Genomic DNA, 22,160 nt, shown 5'->3' with positions numbered 1-22,160 from the left:
GTTCCGTGAGCCATGTTGTCTATCTATCCTGACGCTCAATGAATTAGAGCGCTATTCATGGAATTGTAAGTTTTCTAGTCGTTGTTCATCTCCCGGCAAGCCCAGCAAAAAGCCTTGTAACTGTTCACAACCGAGCCGGGTTAAAATTTCTGCTTGCGCTTCTGTTTCAACACCTTCGGCGGTCACCACCAAGCCCAGTTTTATGGCCAGCTGAATAATGCTTTCCAGAATCATTTCTTCTGTGGAGCCGACTGCCAGATTTTTGATAAACTCACGGTCAATTTTTAACTCATCTACGGCGAAATTCTTTAAATAGAGAAAACTGGAATGCCCTGTACCAAAATCATCAATGGCTAGACGGATGCCCATTTGTCTTAAGCGCTTAAAGCTGCGCATACTCACATCAATATGATGCATGGCAGTCGATTCAGTAATCTCGATCATTAAATGCTGAGGACTGATTTTATATTGTGCAAATAACTTTTCTAAAGTACTAAACAGATGCTTATGTTCAAATTGTACCGCAGACAAATTGACCGCGATAGGGAAAAATTCAGTATGTGTCCGTTGCCATTTTTGAATCTGCTGACAAGCCAGTTCCAATGCCCAATAGCCCATTTGAATAATCAGTCCGGTTTTTTCAGCTGCATTGATAAACAGATTCGGGCCGAGCAGCCCAAACTGGGGATGGTTCCAGCGAATTAATGCCTCTACCCCACACAAGCTACGATCCTTGGTCCAAAACTTGGGCTGATAAAACAGCACAAACTGCTGTTCTTCCACGGCTTTATATAGATCATTAATCAGGGTACTCTGACTCTTGCTTTCATCCTGATCGGTAGAGTAATTAAAGACTGAATAGGTATTGCGTCCCTGATACTTGGAACTCAGCATCGCGGCATCAGCATTGACCAGCAGATCCTGTAAATTTTTGCCGTGCTCCGGATACATGGCAATACCAATACTGCCCGAGATATGAATACTCTTGCCTTCAATCAGGAAACTTTCCTGAATCAGTTCAAGAATCTGTTCTGACATTTTTGCAGCTTTGGCGACTGAAGTATTTTCCAGTACCAGCAGAAATTCATCCCCACCGATTCTGAGCAGCTTGGAATGATGGCCTAATAACAGATGAATCCGCGTGGTCAATTGAATCAGCAACTGATCGCCGACCAGATGGCCAAACACATCATTGACTGCCTTAAAACGATCCAGATCGATATATAAAAAAGCAATTTCATGCTGCTGTTCGGACTGACCTGAAAACAGCAGATTTGCATATTCAGCCAGATACAAACGGTTAGGTAATTTGGTCAGATTGTCCTGAATGGTCTGATTTTCAATTTGTTGATTGGCCCATGCAAGCTGACGGTTGCGTAATCCCACACGCAGTTCGGACACGATGATACAAATCAGCGTTACCAGCAGCAATCCACTCATCAGTATCATGGCCAGAAATAGCTGATCATGTGCCTGAACTAATTCCGGTGACTGTTGCATATGGGCGGCAGTAAAATTGAATGACATCATGCTAATAGAGTGCATGCCAAAGATGCTGAGTGCGATCACACCTAATACGAGAACTGACCGGAAAAATGACCAGGTACTTCTGGTACTTAACCAGAGGATAAACATAGATGCAATGCATATCACCAGAACAGACAGGAGCATCAGGCCCAAATCCATCTCATATTTATTCAGCACAAAACTTGCTGTCAGCCCAATAAAATGGATCAACCATATGAATAGGCCCAATAGCATGGCGGTTAGCATTAAATTGAAGGTTTTAAAGTTTAGCTGTAAAGCGCCTGAAGCAAATTTTTTAATCCGTGCGATGAGATAGCAAGCAACCAATGCAGAAAGAATGGACCCGATGAACAGACCAATATCATGCTGAATATCAATCATAAAAAATGTTCCCCATCGGTGATCATTTTTATTATTCTCTGCACTGATATTTCCATTTTCACCCGGTCAAATTTGAACTCAGTAAAATCTCAAGACTGACTATCCATGCAAGCCAATTGGTCTGCAACAACATCAGTCTTAACTAAAATTTAGAATTTATATTTCTTTCTTTTGAAGTTGAGAATTGCCCCAAAAATAAAACTCAACAGAAAAATAAAATACAACTTATATATTAGAAGTGTTTCAAATTTAAGCAAATATTTAGCTTCATTTTTTTAGCTCATTTATTCGATCACCATCACAATTTTTTTCTTTTTATTTAGACAGATGGCACTTCATAGCAAAATTTTATTTGGATTTTTATGCAGATTTGCAAAATAAAAAAATAGCCTGTCGAAACAGGCTATTTTTATCAACGATCAATGAGGCTAAAACTTAGGGTTTTGCCTGTAATTTGGCATAGTCCAGTAACACATTTGCCGCTTCAATCACAAACGCTTCTTCTTCAGGCAGAGCCGGACGTTCTTTGGCCTTCATCTTGGCACGTGTTTCAATCAAGGCATCCAGTGAAGCCTGATAACTTTCCCAGTTTGGATAAGGTTTCAGACCTGTTGCAGCACGACGAGTGTTTTCTGCGTCCAGCGTTTTTTGCTCCATGGCAATCAACTCAGCTTTACGCTGTTGCAAGTCCAGTACCTGACGTTTCTCTTCTTCAGCTTTCTTCATCACGGCTTTACGCTGTTCTAAATACTTGAACTGAGAATCCAGTGTGACCCGTTGCTGAGAAAGTTTAGCCAATTCAGGAACGTATTTCTGTACTGCACCTTCGCGTTTAAATGGTGCCGTTGAAATAGTATCCCACTGCAGGGCATTTTTGGCCTTACGCTCACCAAACTCCTCGTTATAAATATCGACCAGTTTAATGTCCGGAACGACCCCTTTATTCTGGGTACTGCCACCGGTCACACGGTAGAATTTACGCTGCGTCAATGTCGCCTGACCATGCGCCAGACTATCCAATTGTACTTGTGCTGTACCTTTACCGGTGGTAGTACTGCCAATCACAATCCCGCGTTCATAATCCTGAATCGCAGCAGAGTAAATTTCACTGGCCGATGCAGAGGCAAGATTCACCATCACTGCCAGTGGACCTGCATAGGTTTGTGCGCCGCCATCATCATCCTCAAAGACGCTGACATTGCCATTGCCATCACGGATCTGTACCACTGGACCAGACTTGATTACCTGCCCCAACATACGTGCCACTTCTTCCAGTGAACCACCTGGGTTATTCCGCAAATCGACAATAATTCCGGCAACATTCTTCGCTGCCAGCTCTTTCAAGGCTTTGTTGGTATCTTCAGACACCGAACGATAATCGGTACCGGCACGGCGTGCGCGATAGTTCAGGTAGAACGACGGAATTTCGATCACACCATATTGATATTTCTTGCCATCGCGTTGAATGTCGACTACACGTGTACGTACACCGGCATCTTCTTCCTGAATCACGTCACGGGTAATGGTCACATTACGTGCCTGCCCCATGGCAGCACCCGCACCGAGTAAGCGTAAAGTGACTTTAGTGCCACGTTTACCGCGAATCAGACCGACAATTTCATTACTTGGCCAGCCAATGACATCGACCATTTGCTCGCCGTCTTGGGCCACACCAATGATACGATCACCTGATTTCACCTGACCGGATTTGCTGGCTGGACCACCTTCAACGATGGTTTCAATCTTGGTGTAATCTTCATTGCCACGTTCCGGGCGAATCGATACGCCGACGCCTTCCAGCTGTAAAGTCGTCTGACGATTCAGCTCCATCGCATCCACAGGCGGGAAATAATTGCTGTGCGGATCATAAGTCAGCATCATCGCGTTCAGTGTCTTGTCGAGCACATCATCACTTTTGACGCGGCTGAGACGTTCCAGCTGACGGGTATAACGCTTGGTCAAGGTTTGCGCAGGCGTTAGATCTTCAGGACCCGTGAGGTCTTGTCCATTGGCCAGTTCCGGATTGGCTTTCAGGGCTTTCTGCTTGGCCAATTCCTCTTCTTTACTAATGGTCAGATTGATCAACTGAGACACCAGCATTTTTGACCAATGCGCGCGCTGTTCAGCTTCAGTTTTAAAGAACGGTGCTTTTTCACGATCCGTTTCGATATAAACATTCGGCTGATTCAGATTTTGCGGTTTTTTCAGCTCATTCAACATATAGGTGTAGAACTGGTGCAAGCGCTGTTGATATTGCGCATGCATTTCATAAGGACCAGACAAATTGCCAGCTTTCAGATTGGCACCAAAATTGGCACCGTAGCGTTTCTTATAGTTTTCAACTTCTGGGGCCAGAAACAGACTGTGTTCCGGATCAAGACTATCAATATAGAAATCAAAAATACGCTGCGAAGTCTGGGCATCCAGACGCATATTTAAATAATGCTGACGGTCAACCAGGGTTGCCAGCTGACGTGACACCAGCGCCTGCTCTTGAGATGGCTGAATTGCTTTACTGACCACTTCATTACTATTGGCCGCAATCGCATCATTCACTACATGGGTAAAAAAGAATCCACCTGTCGCAATCGCAACTGCGCAAGCTATAGTTTGAAATTTCATAAATAATTCGTACTTCCTTGGCCTAGAGACCAATGTGACCGTGTTGCTTTTCGACCAGAATTTAACGTATTCAGCATCTTAAACAACTTAATATGTTTATGTCGTGTAGTTTTATCATATTCTGTGCTGACAAAGTGTAGCAAATCATTGCAGAATTCAGGTATTGTTTTCTCCGAAAACTCTAAAACGGATTCCGCATATGATTGGCGCATTGATGCTCGACATCGCAGGCACAACCCTCACTCAAGAAGATATTGAACTATTAAGTGCGCCGCAAGTCGGTGGAGTGATTTTATTTGGTCGCAATATTGAATCTCCGGCGCAAGTCCGTGCTTTGACCGATCATATGCGTCAGGTGCATCCTGATATTTTAATTGCGGTAGATCAGGAAGGCGGTCGTGTCCAGCGTTTAAGACAAGGCTTTACCCTGCTGCCTGCCACGGGGAAATTTGGCGAACTTTATACGCGCGATCCACAGCGTGCCCTAGAGCTGGCTGAAAAATGCGGCTGGCTGATGGCGACTGAAGTGCTGGCTGTTGGCATTGATTTCAGCTTTGCACCGGTACTGGACTTGAATGACATCAGTGATGTGATCGGTGATCGTAGCTTTGCCCAAAATATTCAGGACATTATTCCACTCGCCAGCGCATTTCTAAAAGGTATGAAACGTGCCGGTATGGCTTCAACTGGTAAACATTTCCCAGGTCATGGCTCTGTTAAAGCAGACTCGCATGTTGCTGCAGCAATTGATACGCGCTCCTATGCAGAAATCCAGCAAAAAGATATGCAAACCTTTATCCAGTTACAATCACAACTGGATGCACTGATGCCGGCTCATGTCATCTATAGCCAGGTTGATCCAAATCCGGCAGGCTTCTCAGAATTCTGGATTCAGAAAGTTTTACGTCAGGAGCTGGGCTTTGACGGTGTCCTGTTCTCGGATGATTTAAGCATGCAGGCAGCATGTGTCGCAGGCGGTGCCGATGCCCGAATTCAGGCCGCCCTTAAAGCTGGTTGTGATATGGGGCTGGTCTGCAATGATCGTGCGGCACAATGTATCGCACTGGAAGGAATTGAAAATCTGCCCCTCCCGAACCAGCAACGCCTGGAACGCATGCGCGGCAACATCCCGGACATCCAGATTGGTGACGAACTGGATCTGGGTGAAGAATGGCGCGAGATCCGTGATGAAATACTGGCGTTCAAACAGCAGATGAGCTAAAGCTTTTTAAATCCAATCAATAGGAAAAAGGGACACGACAAAGTGTTCCTTTTTAATTATAGTAATGAAAAGGTTACACAATTATTTAATCAATTTAAAAATAACAATAAGGTCAGAATAAATATGACAGACTCACTTTCGCAACATCGCCATATTTCTTTTACGGCGCACTATACCGGCTATATCTGGTATCAAATGGGGATCTCGCATCCAGCCTTTGCGACCACTAAAGGTAAAATTCTGGCCAAACTGCTTCACCCACTTGAATCCTGGGCAGAACGCCATGTCGGCGGTAGCATGCGTACGACACTTAAGCAGCGTCATCAAATGATTGATGAGCATTTGTGTCAACTAATTGAGCAACATCCACAACTTCAGGTTCTTGAAATTGCCTGCGGACTATCTCCACGCAGCTGGAATTTCAGACAGAAATTTCCAGAGATTAATTATCGTGAACTGGACCTGCCGGATATGGCCAAGATCAAGACGCAGGCTTTACAGCAAATTGATCAGCATGCACCTGAAGTCCTGACTGCCGATATTTTTAGTGAAGAACTGGACTGTATTTTTCAGATGTTTGACCGCAACCAGCCCTTAGTGGTCATTAGTGAAGGACTGATTAATTATTTTGATCAGCAGATGTTACGCATTCTGATGCAGGGTATTACAGAAAATGCGCAGTATTTCCCGGCAGTTCACTATCTCAGCGATATTTACCCCGAACCGGTGAAAAATAAACTAGCGAACTTTATCTGGAGCAGTAGCCGTCTGCTTAAATTCATGTCTCGAAGTGCGTTTACCTTTCATTTTAAATCCCCTCAAGAACTACAGCACTTTTTTCAAGATGCAGGATTTGACCAGGTTGAGGTACAACAACCACAACGTTATTTTGCCGAGCCTCATCAGCCAAACCCGACTCATGAACAGGATGAACATTTAGGTGATCTGGTCTGGATGATTCATGCCGTGAAAAAAAACAGCGTTTAAGTACGCTGTTTTTTAAAGATGATGTTTTTAAATTGCCGCATCAAATACTTCAGTTTGTGACAGTACTTTTTGCATTTGTACAAAGCGTAATAAGCGTTCTGCGACTTCAAAACTGCCATGTTTGAATAAGGCACGCAGCTGAGTATCATCCTGTTCAAAGATTAGGCATTCAATCTGAAATTCCCCTGTTTCATCTTCCAGATGCAAGGCCAAATCACGTGGATAAGTTGTTGCGCATACTGCCTGTTCTACATCTAACTCCAGCAATACCCCAAAGAAATTCATGTCCACGATCTCTGCTTTTAAAATGAGATCAGAATGACGATGACTGAGGAAACGCTGTGAATCTTGCACCTGAATCCGCTCTTCACCGCGACGTTCAAGCTGCTGTATCTGCTCAGGGCTAAACGGAATAATTCCCGGCAACTGATCGACCGGTTCATCACGTAAGAAGGTTGCAAACAGATGCATGGTTTCTTTACGACGTTGTAACTGCGGTACATGATCGGCGCCTGCAATTTGTACATACTGCATATTCGGACATTGCAGGGCAAAATTGGCATTCTCATGTGGCAAGGTAAAACTGTCATATTGCCCACATGCCACCAGCACTTTGCACTGTGGAATCGGCACATTGGTCAGACGTAATAAACGGTTGCAATTGATATCATAACGATCCTGTTCGGTGGCCGTAAATTCCGCCATCTGTTTAAAGAATAAACGCTTTGCAGTCGGTGACATCCGGGTTTCTGTTAAACGTGCATGATTGACCAGATATAAAATCACGGCCTGACCAAATTCATCCATACGCTGTTCTTTCATCAGGTGTAGGGATTCTTCCAGCAGCATTCGCCAGCTTTTACGGGTTTTCTGCATCACACCCATCAGAATCATCCGATCGACCAGTTCAGGACGCTGATCTGCCAGACAGGAAGCCACCACTGACCCCAAGGACATGCCTAGAATTGCCACTTGCGGCAGCTGCATCTGTTCCAGCCAGCGCCCCAGCATCGCAGCAAGGTCTTCAAGCTCCAGTGTTCCGGCAGACAGACCTGTGTCGACATTACTAATCTGCTGGTTGGCCCCCATGGATGGTAGGTCAATCAGAATAATGGGGCCTGCATCAAAAAGCTGTTCTACACAGTATTTGTAGGAATTAAAATTCTGAAAAGCTCCCCCAATAATCACCATGGGTCTTAAATGTAAGGTATCCGGACGGGCGATCGCCATATATTCGATTTTCCAGCCATCCATCCAGGTGGTGCGTGGTGGCTGCTTAAAACTGTGCTTATCATAAAAATCAAAAAAACCATCGTGTCTATGTTGTTCCAATACATGGGCGTCCATGTGGATAATGGAATTCATATTCCTTTTCCTCCGTCCTTGCCTTATTTTTATTGTGCAAGTCATGCTTAACAGATCTTATAATTCAGGCACATTCCGGTGTGCCTGAACACGCATCCTGCTCTTTAATAATTATAAATGACATCAATGTCGCGTGTTTCATTCTATACAGAGCTGCTTTTCACAAGCAACCGCTTCAGTGACCACTTATCTGCTTTTAAACAGAAAACATTTTCAAAATGTTTAGAAGTCTGCGAAAACGGATGATTTTTAACAGATGGGCTTCATTGTGCAGCAGCAGGCTGTTAATATCGAAATGAAATTTCTAAGTGATCAAACCGCTATGCAAGAGTCTATTGAACAATACATGCAAACGGTAGGACAGCAGGCACGCCAAGCGTCTCGCATTTTGGCTCGCGCGTCCACCCAAACTAAAAATAATGCGTTATCCGCTATTTATACGGCTTTGGAAAATAGCCAAGCTGCTATTTTGGTTGCTAACCAGAAAGATATGACTAAGGCGCATAATAACAATCTGGACCCTGCCCTGCTTGATCGCTTAGAACTCAACCCCGCGCGCTTTAAAGGTATGTTACAGGGCCTGAAAGATGTCATTGGCCTGAAAGATCCGATTGGTGAAATTAGTGGTATGGCTTATCGCCCATCCGGGATTCAACTGGGCAAGATGCGTGTGCCTTTGGGTGTGGTCGGCATGATCTACGAGTCACGTCCTAACGTCACGTTGGAGGCGGCATCACTCGCGCTCAAATCAGGCAATGCCATTATTTTACGGGGCGGCTCAGAAGCTCTGGAATCGAATCAGGCAATTGCAGTCGCGATTCAGCATGGCCTGAAAGTCGCAGGCTTGCCTGAGGCTGCCGTACAGGTGGTGAATACGACTGACCGCGCTGCAGTGGGTCAGTTGATTACCATGACCGAATATGTGGATGTGATTGTGCCTCGTGGTGGCAAGAGCCTGATCGAACGAATTACCGAGGAAGCACGCGTACCGGTCATTAAACATTTAGATGGCAACTGTCATGTGTATGTGGAAGCTCAAGCGGACTTGTTGAAAGCCTTGCCGATTGCGCTCAATGCCAAAACCCATCGCTATGGCGTATGTAATGCCATGGAAACCCTGCTGGTCGATGAAAAAGTCGCTGAAGAATTCTTGCCACGCATCGCAGAGCTATACCAAGAGAAAAAAGTCGAACTGCGTGGTTGCCGGGAAACCCAGCGTATTCTTGGAGATGCAGTCATTACAGCAACCGAAGAAGACTGGTATACCGAGTATCTGGGCCCGATTCTGGCGATCAAAGTTGTTTCTGGTATAGAAGAAGCCATTGAGCACATTAACAAATATGGCTCGCATCATACTGATTCTATTATTACGGAAAACTACAGTCTGGCACGCGAATTTCTGGCGGGTGTAGATTCAAGTTCGGTCATGATCAATGCCTCTACTCGTTTTGCAGATGGTTTTGAATATGGCTTAGGCGCAGAAATCGGGATTTCGACCGATAAAATCCATGCTCGTGGCCCAGTCGGTCTTGAAGGCCTGACTTCGCAGAAATGGATTGTCTTTGGTGATGGTCAGATTCGCCAATAAGTATTCAGATCGCTCATTTAAAACAGCCTCATGTGTGAGGCTGTTTTTTTATGGACAGATAAATTCACACTGAAATACATGGATCAGAACCTTCAGGTCATTTTATTGATGAATCTCTTTATAGAATTGTATTTAGAAACAATATTTGCCTTTTCAGGCGCTAAACTAAAAACCAATTTGTTCTAAAATTAAATTTAAGCAGAATTTAGTATTCTTATTGATCATCTCTTTAGCATCATTTTATTTATAAATGAAAACTATGAACTGATAAATTTTAGTTATTATTGTTAAATCGGTCGATAATGCTTAAGTCTAATCTGCTAAAGTCTATCTAGGACAGAAAAAAAACAAATGTTAAAACATATTCATTGATCTGGATTGCTGCTTCATTGTTCGCAATTGGGTCAAGCAAATGGACGAGAATTTTAATTAAAAATTGGGTAATCAATCGTGTCTAAGTCAGTATTAGTTATTAATTGTGGCTCTTCTTCAATCAAATTTGCATTACTTCTTGAGGAGCAGAATTTCCGTATTCATGGTTTAGCTGAGAACTTAGGCACAGAGAATGCTCGCATTAAAGGCGTGACGGTTGGCAATGAGCCGGTCGATATCCACATTCCATTTGCTGACCACAAAAAAGCACTCGAAGTGGGTCTGGAACGTCTGGCCAACTACCGTCCGGATGCGATCGGTCACCGTGTCGTACATGGTGGCAGCCTGACCAAGGCTGAACTGATCAATGACGAAATTATTGAAAAAATTCGTGAAGCAACACCGCTTGCACCATTACACAATCCGGCTCATCTGATTGGCATTGAAGCTACCAAACGTTTATTCCCGGAATTACCACAAGTTGCAGTATTTGATACTGCCTTCCATCAAACCATGCCAGCGCATGCTTATCGTTATGCCCTGCCGAAATTTTTATATACTGCTCATGGTGTGCGTCGCTATGGCTTCCACGGGACTAGTCATGCCTATGTTTCAGAACGTGGTTCTGAACTGGCAGGTAGTTTCAAACAAGGTGGCTGGTTAACTGCGCATTTAGGTAATGGTAGCTCGACCTGTGCCGTTTGGAATGGGCAAAGTGTAGATACTTCAATGGGCTTAACTCCGCTTGAAGGCATTGTTATGGGCACACGCAGTGGTGATGTCGATCCAAGCCTGCATAGTTTCTTGGCGAAAAACCTGGGTTGGGACATTTATAAAATTGACAAGATGCTGAATAGCCAAAGTGGTCTTTTGGGTCTGTCTGACCTGTCGAATGACATGCGTACCCTGATTGAAGCTTCAGAGCAAGGCAATGAAGATGCCGCACTGGCGATTGAAGTATTCTGCTACCGTTTAGCTAAGTCTCTGGCAGCGTTGAGCTGTGGTCTGCCACGTCTTGATGGTCTGTTCTTCACTGGCGGCATTGGCGAAAACTCAGCGTATATCCGCGAAAAAACCATGACTTACCTGCCTCATTTCGGTTTCAGTCTGGATAAAAATGCCAATAATGAGCTGAAACGCGGTACCGAAGGCCGAATTGATTCAGGTACAGGCCCACAAATCTGGGTGATTCCAACTGATGAAGAAGGTCGTATCGCCAAAGAGACCCGTCAGGTGCTTGCACAAATAGCTTAAACAATCATATTTAGATAATACCAAGGTCATTATGAATACAATTTTACTGATTCCTACAGGTGAGGGTGTTGGTTTAACCTCTGCCTGTTTAGGCATGATTTACGCACTGGACTGTAAAGGAATTAATGCGGGGTTCCTCAAGCCATTTTCACAAATTGCAGATACGACGGTTGACCGCACTACCACCCTATATCGTCATCTATTCCATCGTCGTTCGGTTGAACCGATTACTTATGAAAGATTGACTCAACTGATTGCATTAGGTGAGACAGATGAACTGCTTGAAGAGGCGGTTGCATTGCATCGCCAGATTGCGGTTGATCATGATGTAATTATTGTCGAGGGCCTTGTTCCCAATGGACAAGACCATTTTGCCAGTGAAATCAATGCTGCGCTTGCGCAGGCGCTGGATGCCCAGGTGGTTTTGGTCAGTACCGCCGATCTTGCTGATCCACGCAAGACAGCAGAAAAAGTCGATGCCCATCTACGTCAGTTTGGCGGCGCAGCCTCACCCCGCACTACAGGGGTTCTGTTCATGCGAACCAAGGGGCTTCCAGACGGCACGGCTGAAATTCCTGTCACACTTGACCCAAGCCTACGTCTGGACCAGCAAATTGCCGAATTTTCATTAGAGCTGCAACGCTATAACCGCTTTATGGGAACAGATGAATTGCCAATTATCGGTCTGGTTCCATTCAGCAATATCCTGAGTGTGCCACGTAGTTTGGATATTGCAGCAATTGTTGAGGGGACATGGCTGCATCAGGGCGAAGCAAAACAGCGCCGTATTTTACATACCAGCCTGATTGCCTCAAATATTGAATCTGAACTGCACAAGTTTATTGCGGGTGAGCTGATCATCAGTGCCTCACAGCGTACCGACACCCTGCTTGCAGCCAGTCTCGCCAGTAGCAATGGTACACCATTGGCAGGATTGGTTTTAACTGAACAGGCGCCACCCTCAGACAATGTTTTAGAGTTTTGCCAAAGTGCAATTAAGCAAGGTTTGCCAATTCTGCATACTTCACTTGATACACTTGAAACAGCACAACGCTTAAATCGTTTTGGCAATGAAATTCCAATTGATGATATTGAACGCGCTGAGCAGGTTACCCGTTTTGTTTCAAGTCATATTGACAATAACTGGCTGGATCAACATACTCAGAACAACCTACATCCTCGCCTCTCTCCATCAGCTTTCCGTTATGAGCTGGTACAGAAAGCGATTGCAGCGAAAAAACGTATTGTACTCCCAGAGGGTGATGAACCACGTACTGTACAGGCTGCCGTGATTTGCCAGACACGTGGCATTGCCCAATGTATCCTTTTGGCAAAACCAGAGTCTGTTGCCGAGGTTGCCAAGGCACGTGGGATTCAGCTCCCTGCTGATCTACAGATTATTGACCCAGACACTATCCGTGATCAATATATCGAGCCAATGGTTGAGTTACGCAGAGGCAAGCTGGATGCGTTGCAAGCCAAAGCACAATTGCAAGATACTGTTGTACTTGGCACCATGATGTTGGCCTTGGATCAGGTAGATGGTCTGGTTTCGGGAGCGATTCATACCACAGCCAATACGGTGCGACCTGCATTTCAACTCATTAAGACCGCACCGAATTACTCACTGGTATCATCGATTTTCTTTATGCTATTGCCTGATGAAGTGTGTGTCTATGGTGACTGTGCGATCAACCCTGATCCAAATGCGGAACAGCTTGCCGAAATTGCGATTCAATCCGCAGACTCAGCCAAAGCCTTTGGTCTTGACCCACGCATCGCCATGATCAGTTATTCAACAGGGACATCTGGTACAGGTGCAGATGTGGAAAAAGTCGCGGAAGCTACACGCATTGCCAAAGAACGTCGTCCTGACCTGTTGATTGATGGGCCATTACAATATGATGCAGCATCGGTGGAAAGCGTGGGGCGCCAAAAGGCACCTGATTCACAAGTGGCTGGACGTGCCAATGTATTTATTTTCCCGGATCTGAATACCGGTAACACGACCTATAAAGCGGTACAACGTGCTGCCAATGTAGTCAGTGTCGGGCCAATGCTGCAAGGCTTGAATAAGCCGGTCAATGACCTGTCGCGTGGTGCCTTGGTCGATGACATCGTGTTTACCATTGCCTTAACCGCGATTCAGGCCGAGCAGCAAGAAGCTTAATACTTCTTGAATTTAAGTTTTCCAAACCATCTGATTGAAAAATCAGGTGGTTTTTTTATAAAAAAACACTCATAGCTTCAATAAATTCAGCACGCGATCATTATCTCGTTTTAATAAACAATAAAAATGCCAGTCTTTCGAACTGGCATTTTCAACGATTGCCCATAAAGTCTGTGACATAAAAAATTAAGCTGAGGCAGCCCTGTTTTTCAGTCCACTGACTTTAGTTTTTTATAAGGTGGTCCACTCTTTATGCACGTCTTCCGCCGTTTTATTGAGCACCACGCTATTGTCTTTGATTTCACTTACCCAACTCAAGGGAATCAGATGATGCTCATTATTTTCATCATCACTTCTTGTTAATTTAATTGAATCCTGACCTTCTAAATGGTCTACCTTCCCGACTTGAGTACCACATGAAGCAATGACTGAAGCATGTTCTTTAATATCACTTGCATTAAAATTGTTCATTCTACTTGCCTGTTTCTAGAAGTTGAGAGAAACAGTCTAAGCAATAAAAAATGCCGCATGTGTAAGGGTTTTCAGGCTTTGAGTTTTTCTGGGTTAAAAATGTAAATGGGCAACATGGCTTGAGTAAGCTATAGGCAAGATACTTTTTAAATTTGAGTTTTCAAATATTTTTATAACTGGATTTGAAGATTTGAAGATTTGAAGATTTGAAGATTTGAAGATTTGAAGATTTGAAGATTTGAAGATTTGAAGATTTGAAGATTTGAAGATTTGAAGATAGGTTAATTCTTTGAGGTCTTAAAATAAAAAAGAAGATAAAGCTTAGGCTTGATCTTCTTTCTGACCGTACATCCAAGTTGCAGCGATATATACACAAAAACCAGCTGCCATCAAAATACCTGTAACCATTGTTAGGATCTCCCGTTTCAATAGCTGCATTATGTAAAAGTTTTATGACAGTTATATGACAATCTGGTTTTTTATTAGATTTAAAATAATTAATAAAATTCAATTACTTAAAACGGAATAAGCAAAATTATGCGTATTTTTAATCTGAAATATGACACTGAATATGACAACTTGCTGTCATATTTGACCCATGGAATAGCTAAAGTCCTTGCTCAGATTGCTTAAACTATAAACTTTCGGCCAATGCTCGCCCAAAATGCCCACAACCTGATTCTTTTGTCTTATAATTTAGCCCGCTAGCTATCAGCCCGCTCAAGAGATATTTGTATGACAACTATTATCAAGCAAGATGACTTGATCACATCAGTTAAAGATGCGCTTCAGTTCATTTCTTATTATCATCCACAAGACTTTATCCAAGCGATGAGCCGTGCGTATGATCGTGAAGAGAACAAAGCTGCTAAAGATGCGATCGCACAAATCTTAATTAACTCACGCATGTGTGCAGAAGGCCACCGCCCAATCTGTCAAGATACCGGTATCGTCAACGTATTTGTTGAAGTGGGCATGGACGTTAAATTCGATTTAACCATGAGCCTGGATGATGCAATCAATGAAGGCGTACGTCAGGGTTATTTAGAAAACTCGAACGTGCTTCGCGCATCAGTTCTGGCTGATCCTGCATTTGGTCGTAAGAACACCAAAGACAACACTCCTGCCGTGATTTACCACAAGCTTGTGCCTGGTAATAAAGTAGATATCACTGTGGCAGCCAAAGGTGGCGGTTCAGAAAACAAATCTAAACTAGCAATGTTAAACCCATCTGATTCAATCGTGGATTGGGTACTGAAAACTGTTCCAACCATGGGTGCAGGCTGGTGTCCACCAGGTATGCTGGGAATCGGGATCGGTGGTACTGCTGAAAAAGCCATGATGCTTGCCAAAGAAGCATTGATGGAAGAGATCAACATGGACGAATTGCTTCGTCGTGGTCCACAAAGCAAAATGGAAGAGCTTCGTATCGAAATCTTCGAAAAAGTAAATGCTTTGGGTATTGGTGCACAAGGTCTTGGCGGTTTAACCACTGTACTTGATATTAAAATCAAAGATTATCCATGTCATGCTGCAGGTAAACCAGTTGGTATGATCCCGAACTGTGCTGCGACTCGTCATGCACACTTCCAGTTAGATGGTACAGGTGTTGCACATATTCAAGCACCTAAACTTGAAGACTACCCTGCTGTGACTTGGGATTCTTCATCTTCTAAACGTGTTGACCTTGACACGATTACCCAAGAAGAAATGAATAGCTGGAAACCAGGCGATACACTTCTTCTTAACGGTACAATCTATACAGGTCGTGATGCTGCACACAAACGTATGGTCGACATGCTGAACAACGGTGAAGAACTTCCTGTTGATCTGAAAGGCAAGTTTATCTACTACGTAGGTCCAGTCGATCCAGTCGGTGATGAAGTAGTTGGTCCTGCAGGTCCAACAACGGCTACGCGTATGGATAAATTTACGCGTCAAGTTCTTGAAGCAACTGGCATGTTCGGCATGATCGGTAAAGCAGACCGTGGTCCTGCTGCCGTTGAAGCAATTAAAGATAACCAGGCGACTTACCTTATGGCTGTCGGTGGTGCTGCTTACTTAGTATCTAAAGCCATCCGTGAAGCTGAAGTGGTTGCCTTTGCTGACCTAGGCATGGAAGCGATCTACAAGTTTGTGGTAAAAGATATGCCGGTATCGGTAGCAGTTGATGTGAATGGTACTTCTATTCACGCGACTGCACCTAAAATCTGGCAAGCAAAAATTGGTAAGATTCCAGTAGTTGACGCTGCTGCGGGCTAATTTTTACTGCAAGAAAAAAAGCACCCTGAATGGGTAATGCCAGTCAGTTAAGAAATTGACTGGCATTTTCTTGGATATTTTTGTGCTTTAATTTTCACTACTCGCGGACATTGCCTTTGCCTTTTTTCAGGTAATACAAATATTTTAGATTGTTCAAATAATTGCGCTAAATGTTTGGGTAGGTTTCCTGCTGATTCTAAAGGTGTGTGCCTTAAGATATTGATAATACTCATAGATGCAATATGGAAACTGATCCTTAAAGGACTCACCTTTGCATGTTCAGCGATAAACCTCATCTGTCTTCTTAAGATATTATATGCAATAAATACCCCCCACAATTCTTGATAGACCAAATCAGGTTGTTTGCTTCTTAAAATCCTTGCATCCTGTAAATCACTTTTAATTTCCCGATAACACATTTCTATTTCCCAACGCTGGATATAAAGCATTGCAAGGTCTTTGAATGGATAAACTTTAGAATCTGTTAATGATGTAATGTAACGTCTTATTTTTCCTGCATATTCAACTTCAATTAAACGTGCTTCCCAATAGTCACCCAATGACGGATTTATCTTTTTTGCTCTTGCTGAAACAGGCATTTTGATCTGAAAGTCATGGGCCGCATTATGATGAATCACTTCATAACGCAGGTTGTCCTTTGCTCGCATCAACCAATGACTCTCTTCTGCCTGAGATTGCCAGCTCACTAAAAAATCAGCAGAGAAGTAAGCACGATCAAATAGGGTAATACTGCGAACTGGTGCTTTTAATTGACTGGCTAAGGTTAATTCACCTTGATCCATACTACCCATTTGGGCATCAATCATTTCATGGGTATTGGTATTCACCAGGCAAGTCGCTCTAACTTGTGGGTAAGGTGCAGCTGCTGTTTTGCCTTTGGATGAACCAAAGTGCTTAAAGTTTTCTTCTGTATGAGGCATAGACCAAACCACACCATCTACAGCACAAACGCATAGACCGTGAAAGTTGCTATATTGTTGTTGTGAGTCTTTAAACCATGCCTGACTTAATGTCGAAAATAAAGCACTCATGGGTTCTAAGCCTAAGCGTTGTCTTGCTTGTACGGATGCACTCGGTACACAGTATTCTGCCGTACCGAAAACAAGTTGCAATTGTTGAACCACATACCAAATCGGTTGATTTCGAAATAGAGCAAGTCCGATTACCAGCCAAACAACATGTTCAGCAGGCAGTTTTCTTTTTCGAATTGATGCTTTACCTGTTTGGTCTAAGCAATCTTCAATCCAGTTTAAATCAATCAATTCACTGAATTGTGAAAGTGAAGGTAGGGTTTGTTTTAATGTTAAATCTAGATTCTGAGATAAATTCATAAAAAAAGAGCGTATTTACATACGCTCTTTTTACAGCATTTTAACTTTTTTTGCTTAACTGACTGGCATTACCCTGAATGGGTGCTTTTTTATTGTGTTTGCTTAAAGAAATGTCCAAATTACCAAGTCCGTGGATCCCAAAGTTTAAAAGGTGCTTTTAGCTGTACATCTAATGATGGATCATAAGCAGTCGGTTCAATTTTTTGGGCTTTTTTACGAATCTGGCCTGTTTCCTGATCTTGTGCCACAAAGTTAAAACTGTCTGATTTTAGCTGAGTAAAAGCAATTTCGTTCAGACCAACTTTTTCCGGCATCAGCATGAGTGGCCCTGAAACACTCCGGCGTGTACTGATATTCTCTTCATCATATTTAATAAAATAAGACTGTCCCGCTTCGACAGTAAAATCCAGATATTTCGGCTTCTGGAAATGCAGCGCTCCTAGCGGTCGACTGGTACTCAACCGATAAGTTCCGGCAGGCAGTTCAATCCAGTAATAATGGTTGTGCAATAAGCTTGGAATATGTTCTTGATTGATAAACAGGCTGGCAGCGACAATTTCCTGACGATTCCATTTAGAATCGGGCCGGTATAAATACACGATGGCGGCTTCATCATGCTGCGCTTTTACGGTCTGAAAACGGTTGCCCTGCTTTTGATTGACCCAACCGCCAATGGTGAACATGCCAATACGATGCTGCTCGACGAAGCCCGGTTTTTTTTCAAGATCGATATTTTTTAAAGTGCTGAGTGGCTGTGTAGGCTCAACCACGGCTTTCTTACCATGACACCCCAGCAATGCCAAACTGCTGATGAGTACAATTGCGACTCCACGCATGCTTATCCCTCACTGCGTCTTTATTCTTTTGTATGCAAGTGCTTTGCGATTTGTTTTTTATAAGTTTTAGGCATCCACGCCTAGTGAATCAGATTAACACCGAGCTTTATTTTTGGAAATAAAAAACGTGCGAAAACACGGAGTTTTCGCACGTTTCGGACGAATAGCAATTAAGCAGATTTGCTATTTACCACCTTTAAATCTATTTTTGTCGCTGTCTCTTGCTGATCATGTGGCTGACGCTCAGCACGGTATTCCGGCTCTGCCTCACCTTTAATCACAGCTTCATTGATGACGACAGTGCCGACATCGCTACGGCTTGGCAAGTCATACATGGTTTCCAGCAATGAATTTTCAAGAATTGAACGTAGACCACGCGCGCCTGTATTACGCTCAACTGCTTTCTTAGCCACTGCACGTAATGCCGATTCTTCAAAGACCAGATCCACATCTTCCATATCAAACAGATGTTGATACTGACGGGTCAAGGCGTTCTTCGGCTCAGTCAGAATCTGCATCAGTGCTTCTTCATCCAACTCGTCCAAAGTGGCAATTACTGGCAAACGACCAATAAATTCTGGAATCAAACCAAATTTTACCAGATCAGTTGCTTCAACTTGACGGAACAAGTCAGACAGCTTCTTGGTTTCATCTTTTTTACGCACTTCTGCAGTAAAGCCGATGCCACCTTTTTCCTGACGTTGCTGTACAATTTTCTCAAGTCCTGAGAATGCACCACCACAGATAAACAGGATGTTCGAGGTATCAATCTGAATGAATTCTTGCTGCGGATGCTTACGTCCACCTTGTGGCGGAATTGATGCAACCGTACCTTCAATCATTTTCAATAATGCTTGCTGAACACCTTCACCCGATACATCACGCGTGATGGATGGGTTTTCAGACTTGCGGGTAATCTTGTCGATCTCGTCGATATAGATAATGCCCTTTTGCGCTTTTTCGACATCGTAATCGGCTTTTTGCAGTAGCTTCTGTACGATGTTTTCTACATCTTCACCCACATAACCGGCTTCGGTCAGTGTCGTTGCATCTGCCATGGCAAATGGAACATCAAGAAGACGTGCCAGCGTTTGTGCAAGCAAGGTTTTGCCCGATCCTGTCGGACCAACCAACATAATATTACTTTTTGAAAGCTCGACTGAATCATCAGCTTTCTTGCCATTATTTTGCACTTTCAAGCGCTTGTAATGGTTATAAACCGCAACTGACAAGGTTTTTTTCGCGACGTCCTGACCAATCACATATTGATCCAAGGCCGCACGAATTTCATGCGGTTTCGGCAAAGGTCGATTGGCCCAGTCATTGGTTTCCACCTGCTGACTGGTTTGAACCAAATCTAAGCATACGTCCACACATTCGTTACAAATGTATGCGTCCTCGCCTGCAATCAGCTTCCCGACTTCAGACTGCGTTTTACCGCAAAATGAACAATGCTTTTGTCCTTGAGGATGTTCGGACATATTTACTCCACTATCTCAATCTTTAAAACTTATGGACGTTTAGTTAAAACTTCGTCCACAAGACCGTATTCTTTCGCTTGCTGAGCAGTCATAAAGTTGTCACGGTCTGTATCACGTGCAACTTTCTCGTAATCCTGACCGCTGTGTTCAGCCATTAAACGGTTTAAACGTTCTTTAATAAACAGGATTTCACGTGCATGAATTTCAATATCTGAAGCCTGACCACGGAAACCACCCAATGGCTGGTGAATCATGACACGGGCATTTTCAAGGCAATAACGCTTGCCTTTGGTACCGGCATTCAGCAGGAACGCACCCATTGATGCTGCCTGACCCATGCAGTACGTTACGACATCAGGTTTGATAAACTGCATGGTGTCATAAATCGCCATACCCGCAGTTACCGAACCGCCTGGTGAATTGATATATAGATGAATATCTTTATCTGGATTTTCCGCCTCTAAAAACAACATTTGCGCAACGATCAGGTTCGCCATGTTGTCTTCAACTTCGCCCGTCATAAAAATTACACGTTCACGCAAAAGGCGTGAATAAATATCAAAAGAACGCTCACCACGAGAGGATTGTTCTACCACCATTGGCACTAAAGCGTTTTCAATCGTTGGAACATACATACGTTTATTTATTCCTAAATTTTTTGTGACCTAACCCATAATCACAATATGAGGGATAATCACTGAAATTGCAAAAAATTCGCCAACAAATCCATTATATTTTTTGCATTAGTTTTGTGAAAAACAGAAATGCTTTTTTCAGGCATCAATATGAAAAAAAGGCGCATTAAGCGCCTTTTTTATCGAAAGCTAAATTAGCCTTGTTGACGAGCTTGCTGCTCTTTCAATAAGTCTTCATAGCTTACAGTCGCATCAGTTACTTTAGCAGAAGCCAAAATGTAATCAACAACTTGGTCTTCTAGTACAACTGCTTCGATTTGGGCACGTTGTTGCGCATCGTTTTTGAAGTATTCAATTACTTCGTTTGGATCTTCATAAGAAGAAGCCATGTCTTCGATGTACGCTTCAACGCGTGCAGCATCTACTTCAATTTTCGCATCAGCTAAAACACGGCTTACAAGTACGCCAAGTTTTACAGATTTTTCAGCTTGTTCTTTGAACAATTCGTCTGGAAGCATGCTTGAATCAAATGCTTTCGCACCTTGAGCACCAAACTGCTGTGTGAACTGCTGGATCATTTGTTGACGTTGACGGTCAATTTCTTGAGCAAGCATAGCAGCTGGAAGTTCAACTTCGTTTGCAGCTACAAGTGCATCGAAAGTCGCGCCTTTAACCTGGTTGCGAAGGCCATTCTTCACTTCACGTTCCATGTTTTTACGAACGTCAGCTTTTAACTTCTCAACGCCTTCTTCTTCAGATACACCGAAGATTTTCAGGAATTCAGCATCGATTTCTGGAAGTTTTTGCTTTTCAACAAGCTTCACAGTGATTTTGAATTGAGCTTGTTTACCAGCAAGGTTTTCAGCTTGGTAGTCTTCAGGGAAAGTTACATCAATCACTTTCTCTTCGCCTTTCTTCATACCAACGATACCGTCTTCGAAGCCAGGGATCATACGACCAGAACCAAGTACTAGTTTGAAGTCTTCTGCAGAACCGCCTTCAAATTTTTCGCCGTCGATTGAACCTTCAAAATCAAAAGTTACTTGCATGTCTTTTTTAGCCATGCCTTTTGTTTCAGCCCAAGCAGCACGTTGTTTTTGAAGATTTTCAATCATCTTCTCAACGTCTTTGTCATTTACTTCAGCTGCTTTACGCTCAACTTCCAAACCGTCGAATTTCACTTCGATTTCTGGATAAACTTCAACAGTCGCTGTATATACCAGCGCGTCGTCTTTCATTTCAGTTTTTTCGATGTTTGGCATGCCCACAGCATTGATTTTTTCTTGCTGGATCGCTTCGAAAACTGTGTCACGAATAATATCGTTTACTACTTCTTGGTAGATACCCGCGCCGTATTCACGACGAACTACGTTTACAGGCACTTTACCTGGACGGAAGCCGTTGATCTTCGCAGTTTTAGCAGTGCGCTTTAAACGAGCTTCAAATTGCTCATTAATACGGCTCGTCGGTACAGAAACATTTAAACGACGGGCAACGCCCGAAACCGCTTCAGAAGTTACTTGCATGGCTTCCTCTATATATTAGGTTATAACAGGTTTATAAAAATGTGCCACATTATATGACAACATTTAAGGATATACAAAAAATACGCGCGAGTTCCAGTTTTTAAGCCCT

15 protein-coding genes are annotated in these 22,160 nt (G+C 43.4%); 6 read left to right on the top strand and 9 right to left on the bottom strand.

The genetic code is table 11. The annotated features are described in order from the left end of the window. Positions 1-51: 51 nt before the first annotated feature. Both F995_RS14215 and F995_RS14210 read right to left on the bottom strand, forming a co-directional pair. Positions 52-1,908, bottom strand: coding sequence for a putative bifunctional diguanylate cyclase/phosphodiesterase (locus F995_RS14215; RefSeq protein WP_004278395.1), 1,857 nt, complete (start codon positions 1,906-1,908; stop codon positions 52-54). 435 nt (positions 1,909-2,343) lie between these two features. Continuing rightward, the gene (locus tag F995_RS14210) at positions 2,344-4,530 is read right to left on the bottom strand and encodes a carboxy terminal-processing peptidase (RefSeq protein WP_004278396.1); all 2,187 of its coding nucleotides are present in this window, start codon (positions 4,528-4,530) and stop codon (positions 2,344-2,346) included. A gap of 199 nt (positions 4,531-4,729) precedes the next feature. Between F995_RS14210 and nagZ the strand changes: the two genes are divergently transcribed. Further along, positions 4,730-5,752: a beta-N-acetylhexosaminidase gene (gene nagZ, locus F995_RS14205; protein ID WP_004278397.1), complete on the top strand. Its 1,023-nt coding sequence runs from the start codon at positions 4,730-4,732 to the stop codon at positions 5,750-5,752. A 123-nt stretch (positions 5,753-5,875) separates the two neighbouring features. Beyond that, positions 5,876-6,739, top strand: coding sequence for a class I SAM-dependent methyltransferase (locus F995_RS14200; protein ID WP_004278398.1), 864 nt, complete (start codon positions 5,876-5,878; stop codon positions 6,737-6,739). A gap of 27 nt (positions 6,740-6,766) precedes the next feature. Here F995_RS14200 and F995_RS14195 read toward each other — a convergent pair whose 3' ends face one another. Beyond that, positions 6,767-8,104 carry an alpha/beta fold hydrolase gene (locus F995_RS14195; protein WP_004647432.1) on the bottom strand — a complete coding sequence of 446 codons (1,338 nt, stop codon included), beginning with the start codon at positions 8,102-8,104 and terminating at the stop codon, positions 6,767-6,769. 322 nt (positions 8,105-8,426) lie between these two features. On the opposite strand from F995_RS14195, the gene F995_RS14190 reads away from it, so the two are divergent. The 3 genes from F995_RS14190 (at position 8,427) to pta (ending at position 13,488) form a co-directional block, all read left to right on the top strand. Next, complete coding sequence (locus F995_RS14190; protein ID WP_026055791.1) at positions 8,427-9,692, top strand: glutamate-5-semialdehyde dehydrogenase; 1,266 nt, start codon at positions 8,427-8,429, stop codon at positions 9,690-9,692. A gap of 450 nt (positions 9,693-10,142) precedes the next feature. After that, entirely contained in the window at positions 10,143-11,318 is a 1,176-nt protein-coding gene (locus F995_RS14185) for an acetate/propionate family kinase (RefSeq protein ID WP_004278402.1), read from the top strand. 31 nt (positions 11,319-11,349) lie between these two features. Continuing rightward, positions 11,350-13,488 (top strand): phosphate acetyltransferase, encoded by a 2,139-nt coding sequence (pta, locus tag F995_RS14180; protein WP_004278403.1) that lies wholly within the window; start codon positions 11,350-11,352, stop codon positions 13,486-13,488. A gap of 231 nt (positions 13,489-13,719) precedes the next feature. Here pta and F995_RS14175 read toward each other — a convergent pair whose 3' ends face one another. Next, positions 13,720-13,959, bottom strand: coding sequence for a DUF2171 domain-containing protein (locus F995_RS14175; RefSeq protein ID WP_004278404.1), 240 nt, complete (start codon positions 13,957-13,959; stop codon positions 13,720-13,722). Positions 13,960-14,694: 735 nt separating this feature from the next. Here F995_RS14175 and F995_RS14170 point away from each other — a divergent pair. Then, positions 14,695-16,221 carry a fumarate hydratase gene (locus F995_RS14170; RefSeq protein WP_004278405.1) on the top strand — a complete coding sequence of 509 codons (1,527 nt, stop codon included), beginning with the start codon at positions 14,695-14,697 and terminating at the stop codon, positions 16,219-16,221. Between the two features lie 47 nt (positions 16,222-16,268). Here the strand turns inward: F995_RS14170 and F995_RS14165 are convergent, their stop codons facing one another. The 5 genes from F995_RS14165 to tig form a co-directional block, all read right to left on the bottom strand. Next, positions 16,269-17,573: an IS4 family transposase gene (locus F995_RS14165; protein WP_004282307.1), complete on the bottom strand. Its 1,305-nt coding sequence runs from the start codon at positions 17,571-17,573 to the stop codon at positions 16,269-16,271. A gap of 119 nt (positions 17,574-17,692) precedes the next feature. Next, complete coding sequence (locus tag F995_RS14160) at positions 17,693-18,409, bottom strand: DUF2846 domain-containing protein (protein WP_004647428.1); 717 nt, start codon at positions 18,407-18,409, stop codon at positions 17,693-17,695. 170 nt (positions 18,410-18,579) lie between these two features. After that, positions 18,580-19,890 carry an ATP-dependent protease ATP-binding subunit ClpX gene (gene clpX, locus F995_RS14155; RefSeq protein ID WP_004278407.1) on the bottom strand — a complete coding sequence of 437 codons (1,311 nt, stop codon included), beginning with the start codon at positions 19,888-19,890 and terminating at the stop codon, positions 18,580-18,582. A 29-nt stretch (positions 19,891-19,919) separates the two neighbouring features. Then, entirely contained in the window at positions 19,920-20,525 is a 606-nt protein-coding gene (gene clpP / locus F995_RS14150) for an ATP-dependent Clp endopeptidase proteolytic subunit ClpP (protein ID WP_004647427.1), read from the bottom strand. 194 nt (positions 20,526-20,719) lie between these two features. Next, positions 20,720-22,051: a trigger factor gene (gene tig / locus F995_RS14145; protein WP_004647426.1), complete on the bottom strand. Its 1,332-nt coding sequence runs from the start codon at positions 22,049-22,051 to the stop codon at positions 20,720-20,722. Positions 22,052-22,160: the final 109 nt, after the last annotated feature.

Source organism: Acinetobacter sp. CIP A162 (assembly GCF_000367905.1).
GTDB classification, from domain to species: domain Bacteria; phylum Pseudomonadota; class Gammaproteobacteria; order Pseudomonadales; family Moraxellaceae; genus Acinetobacter; species Acinetobacter lwoffii.
This window is presented reverse-complemented; position numbering and strand designations above follow the sequence as displayed.